Consider the following 4,352-nt stretch of genomic DNA (forward strand, 5'->3'; position numbering starts at 1 on the left):
GCGGCTGGCTCGGGCCGGTCGCACTCGCCCAGCGGCGGAATCCCCTCCACCCCGCCCTCTCCCCCATGGGAGAGGGGGCGCGGCGGTCCCCGGACGGTCCCGGCGACAGAGAACATCTTACTCTTCAGGAGAACGCACATGAACGTCGGTTTCATCGGCCTCGGCATCATGGGCCGCCCCATGGCGGGCCACCTCATCGATGCCGGCCACACGCTCTATGTCCACAACCGCTCCAAGCCGGCGCAGGACCTGCTCGACAAGGGCGCCGTGGACTGCGGCTCGCCGGCCGAGGTGGCGCGCAAGGCGGACATCATCATCACCATGGTTCCCGACACGCCGGACGTGGAGAAGGTGCTGTTCGGCAAGGACGGCGTCGCCGAGGGCATCTCGGCGGGCAAGATCGTGGTGGACATGAGCTCCATCTCCCCGGTCGCCACCAAGGAGTTCGCCGCCCGCCTCCAGGAGCTGGGCGCGGACTATCTCGACGCGCCGGTGTCCGGCGGCGAGGTGGGCGCCAAGGCCGCCTCGCTCACCATCATGGTGGGCGGCGCGGACGCCACCTTCGAGACCGTGAAGCCGCTGTTCGAGAAGATGGGCAAGAACATCACCCTGGTGGGCGGCGTCGGCGCCGGCCAGACCGCCAAGGTGGCGAACCAGATCATCGTCGCGCTCACCATCGAGGCGGTGGCGGAAGGCCTCGTCTTCGCCTCGAAGGCGGGCGCGGACCCGGCCAAGGTGCGGCAGGCGCTCATGGGCGGGCTCGCCACCTCGCGCATCCTCGAGGTGCACGGCGAGCGCATGATCAAGCGCACCTTCGATCCCGGCTTCCGCATCGAGCTGCACCAGAAGGACCTGAACCTCGCGCTCCAGAGCGCCCGCGCGCTCGGCGTGAGCCTGCCCAACACCGCCAATGCCCAGGAGCTGTTCAACGCCTGCGTCGCCCATGGCGGCGCGAAATGGGACCACTCGGCGCTCGTGAAGGCGCTGGAGCTGATGGCCGGCCACGACGTGGCGTGAGCTGCGCGGCGGGAGTGCGGTCTGCTCTCCCGCCAAGCGGCGACCCCCTCGCCCCTACCCTCCCCCTCCGGGAGAGGGCGCCCCGGCGCGCCCAGCCGCAAGCCGGGCGCATCCCCTCTCCCCGGCGGGGAGAGGGTTAGGGTGAGGGGAGCAGAGGGGACGTGCGCGGCGCCCCGATGCGGCAACCCTGCTGCCTCTTCTGCGACTTTATGCTTACACGATTGCGGGCCATCATGACCTAAACACGCCAGCCCGTGCCCAACGAAGCCGGGAGCCAGGAGGACATCGGATGCCCAACAAGCGACACCACCCGAAGCGCGACCGCTCCACCAAGATCGTCGCCACCGTGGGCCCCGCCTCCAACAGCGAGGAGAAGCTGAAGGCGCTGTTCCTGGCCGGCGTAGACGTGTTCCGCCTCAACTTCTCCCACGGCACCCAGGCCGATCACGGTGAGGTGCTCGCCCGCATCCGCCGCCTGGAGAAGGAGATGGGCCGGCCCGTCGGCGTCATCGCCGACATGCAGGGGCCGAAGCTGCGCATCGGCCGGTTCAAGGACGGCGCCATCGCGCTCAAGGCCGGCGACGTGCTGCATTTCGACGCCGACGTGGACCGGCCCGGCGACGAGACGCGGGTGCCGATCCCGCACCCCGACATCCTTGAGGCGCTCACCGTCGGCTCCACCGTGCTGTGCGACGACGGCAAGGTGCGCCTCAAGGTGGTCAAGAAGGGCAAGGGCTTTCTGGAGGCCCAGGTGGTGGCGGGCACCAAGCTCTCCAACAACAAGGGCTTCAACATCCCCGACGTGGTGCTGCCTTTGTCGCCGCTCACCGAGAAGGACCGCGCCGACCTCGAATTCGCCTGCGAGCAGGGGGTGGAGTGGATCGCGCTCTCCTTCGTGCAGCGGCCGGAGGACATCCACGAGGCGCGCGACCTCATCAAGGGCCGCGCCGCGGTGATGCTGAAGATGGAGAAGCCGGCGGCGGTGGAGCACCTGACCGAGCTGGTGGAACTCTCCGACGCCATCATGGTGGCGCGCGGCGACCTGGGCGTGGAGCTGTCGCTGGCCGAGGTGCCGGCGCTGCAGAAGCGCATGATCACCGAATCGCGCAAGTTCGGCCGGCCGGTGATCGTGGCGACGCAGATGCTGGAATCCATGATCACCGCCCCGGTGCCCACCCGCGCCGAGGTCTCCGACGTCGCCACCGCGGTCTATGAGGGCGCGGACTGCGTGATGCTTTCCGCCGAGACCGCCGCCGGCCAGTTCCCGGTGGAGGCCGTGACCTTCATGGACGACATCATCCGCCACGTTGAGCGCGATCCCGGCTATCGCCAGGTGCTCGACGCCACGCAGGCGGAATGGGGCAAGACCATCGGGGACGCCGTGACCAAGGCCACCTACCAGGCCGCCATCGCCGTGGACGCCACCGCCTTCGTGGCCTTCACCTCCTCGGGCACCACGGGGCTCCGTGCGGCGCGCGAGCGGCCGCTGATCCCGATCCTCGGCCTCACCCCCAAAGTGGAGACCGCGCGGCGCCTCGCGCTCTCGTACGGCGTGCACGCCGTGCACATGAAGGAGGACATCCACTCCTTCGGCGAGATGGTGGACACGGCGGTGCGGGTGGCGGTGGAGCACGGCCTCGGCAAGCCGGGCGACCGCCTCGCCATCACCGCCGGCGTGCCGTTCGCCAAGGCGGGCACCACCAACATCATGCGCATCACCACCATCGGCGCCACCAACCCGCCGTCGCGCCACGACGTGGACGCGGAGGCGTCGACCATGCCCAAGCGCAAGGTGCCGGCCTGACGGGGAAAGGCGGTCCGGCGATCGGCCCGGCTGTGGGAGCCTGCGGTCAAGAACCGCGCAATTGCACGGCCGCCGCTTCGGGCGGCCGTGGTTTTTTGACCACACGTCGTGGATATTGCACTGCAAGAAAACGTTTTCCTGCGACGCCGCCCCGGCCATTGGCTGGACGGGGGCCGGGTCGGGCGGGCTATGGTCGAAGTGGCTGTCGCCTGGGATCCGCTCCGTCATGTCCGTCGAAGTCGAGCGCAAGTTTCTCGTCACCTCCGAGGCCTGGCGTGCTGGTGCCAGGGCCTGCCACATCCGCCAGGGCTATCTGTGCCTCGGCGCGGATGCCACCGTGCGAATCCGCCTTGCCGGCGACGAGGCGTTCCTGACTGTGAAGAGCCGCACCGAAGGCATTTCGCGGGCGGAGTACGAGTACAAGATTCCCTTCGCCGACGGCGCCGCCATGCTGGAGACGCTGTGCACCCGGCCGATCATCGAGAAGGTGCGCCATTTCGTGGACTATGGCGGCCGGACCTGGGTCGTCGACGTCTTCGAGGCGGAGAATGACGGCCTGGTCATGGCCGAGGTCGAGCTCGGGCACCCGGACGAGACCGTGGACCTGCCGCCCTGGGCAGGCGACGAAGTGACCGCCGATCCGCGCTACCGCAACTCGGCCCTGGTGCGCGCGCCGCTCGGCTACGGCGGCGACATCTGAGCCCCTGCGGACCGCAGGGACGGGCGGACGTCACGCCGACAGGCGAAGTCTCCCCACTTCAGCTTTATTTCACGAGTCGCCGGTGATATTTTCGCCGATCACCGCGTCCGGTTCGTCCGGAAGCACCTTCCGGACGAAGGCCATGCCGCAACTCCGCGCCATCGTGTTGACCATTGCCGTGCTGAGCGTCATCCCGCTCGCCGCGCTCTATCCCTCCGTGGCGTTCCAGGTGGTGGCGGGCCTCGTCATCATCCTGTCCACCGCGAGCACGATGGTGTTCTTCGGCTTCGTCCTGCGCGCCATGTTCCTGGGCGTGAACGAGCGCCGCCGGGCGCAGCGCATGCAGGTCAACCAGATGACCCACGGCCCCCTGCGCGAGGAGCCGGCGCCGCCGGCCGTGCCCACCCCGCCGCGCTGACCGGGCGTGGCCGCTCACGGCCGGCAGGTGACGCCGGGCCACGGGGCATTCTTGTACATCGCCTTCACCTCGAACGACCGGATGCCGGTCCACAGGTTGCTGTGGGCCTGCGGGCAGAGCGCGAGCAGGGCCGAGGTCGGGTTGCCGCGCCAGGAATCGGGCACGTGCACGGTAATTGAATAGCGCCCGAGATTGTATTCCGGCTCGTTCGCCCACCACATGGAGGGCAGGCGCTCCTTGAAATAGGCGCGCAGCGCCAGCCGGCCGTCGAAGGGAAAGGGGTCCAGCTCCGGGTCCACGGACTGCTGGCCCCGGCAGGTCGCTCTTGCCCCTGCGCGTCGAGCTGGGGCCCCACGCGCTTGGCGGGGCCAGCGCGGCGCGAGGGAGCACCGCGAGGCCGGCGGCCATCGGCC

Annotated in this window: 5 protein-coding genes; 4 read left to right on the plus strand and 1 reads right to left on the minus strand. The window is 69.5% G+C overall.

The genetic code is table 11. From position 1 onward, the window contains the following. Positions 1-138: 138 nt before the first annotated feature. The 4 genes from AC2W7M_RS20565 (at position 139) to AC2W7M_RS20580 (ending at position 3,939) form a co-directional block, all read left to right on the plus strand. A complete protein-coding gene (locus tag AC2W7M_RS20565) occupies positions 139-1,017 on the plus strand; it encodes a 2-hydroxy-3-oxopropionate reductase (protein WP_486134502.1) in 879 nt (292 codons plus the stop codon). 289 nt (positions 1,018-1,306) lie between these two features. Further along, positions 1,307-2,821, plus strand: coding sequence for a pyruvate kinase (pyk, locus tag AC2W7M_RS20570; protein ID WP_486134504.1), 1,515 nt, complete (start codon positions 1,307-1,309; stop codon positions 2,819-2,821). 226 nt (positions 2,822-3,047) lie between these two features. Continuing rightward, the gene (locus AC2W7M_RS20575; protein ID WP_486134506.1) at positions 3,048-3,521 is read left to right on the plus strand and encodes a CYTH domain-containing protein; all 474 of its coding nucleotides are present in this window, start codon (positions 3,048-3,050) and stop codon (positions 3,519-3,521) included. Positions 3,522-3,663: 142 nt separating this feature from the next. After that, positions 3,664-3,939, plus strand: a complete 276-nt coding sequence (locus tag AC2W7M_RS20580; RefSeq protein WP_486134508.1) for a hypothetical protein — start codon at positions 3,664-3,666, stop codon at positions 3,937-3,939. A gap of 14 nt (positions 3,940-3,953) precedes the next feature. On the opposite strand, the gene AC2W7M_RS20585 is transcribed toward AC2W7M_RS20580, so the two are convergent. After that, the gene (locus tag AC2W7M_RS20585; protein WP_486134510.1) at positions 3,954-4,238 is read right to left on the minus strand and encodes a hypothetical protein; all 285 of its coding nucleotides are present in this window, start codon (positions 4,236-4,238) and stop codon (positions 3,954-3,956) included. Positions 4,239-4,352: the final 114 nt, after the last annotated feature.

Source organism: Xanthobacter sp. BG11Y11_SDJG (genome assembly GCF_057364445.1).

Excerpts from the sequence above, each read along its gene's own strand:
- AC2W7M_RS20565 (WP_486134502.1), top strand. The coding sequence starts at position 139 with ATGAACGTCGGTTTCATCGGCCTCGGCATCATGGGCCGCCCCATGGCG.
- AC2W7M_RS20575 (WP_486134506.1), top strand. The coding sequence starts at position 3,048 with ATGTCCGTCGAAGTCGAGCGCAAGTTTCTCGTCACCTCCGAGGCCTGG.
- AC2W7M_RS20580 (WP_486134508.1), top strand. The coding sequence starts at position 3,664 with ATGCCGCAACTCCGCGCCATCGTGTTGACCATTGCCGTGCTGAGCGTC.
- pyk (WP_486134504.1), top strand. The coding sequence starts at position 1,307 with ATGCCCAACAAGCGACACCACCCGAAGCGCGACCGCTCCACCAAGATC.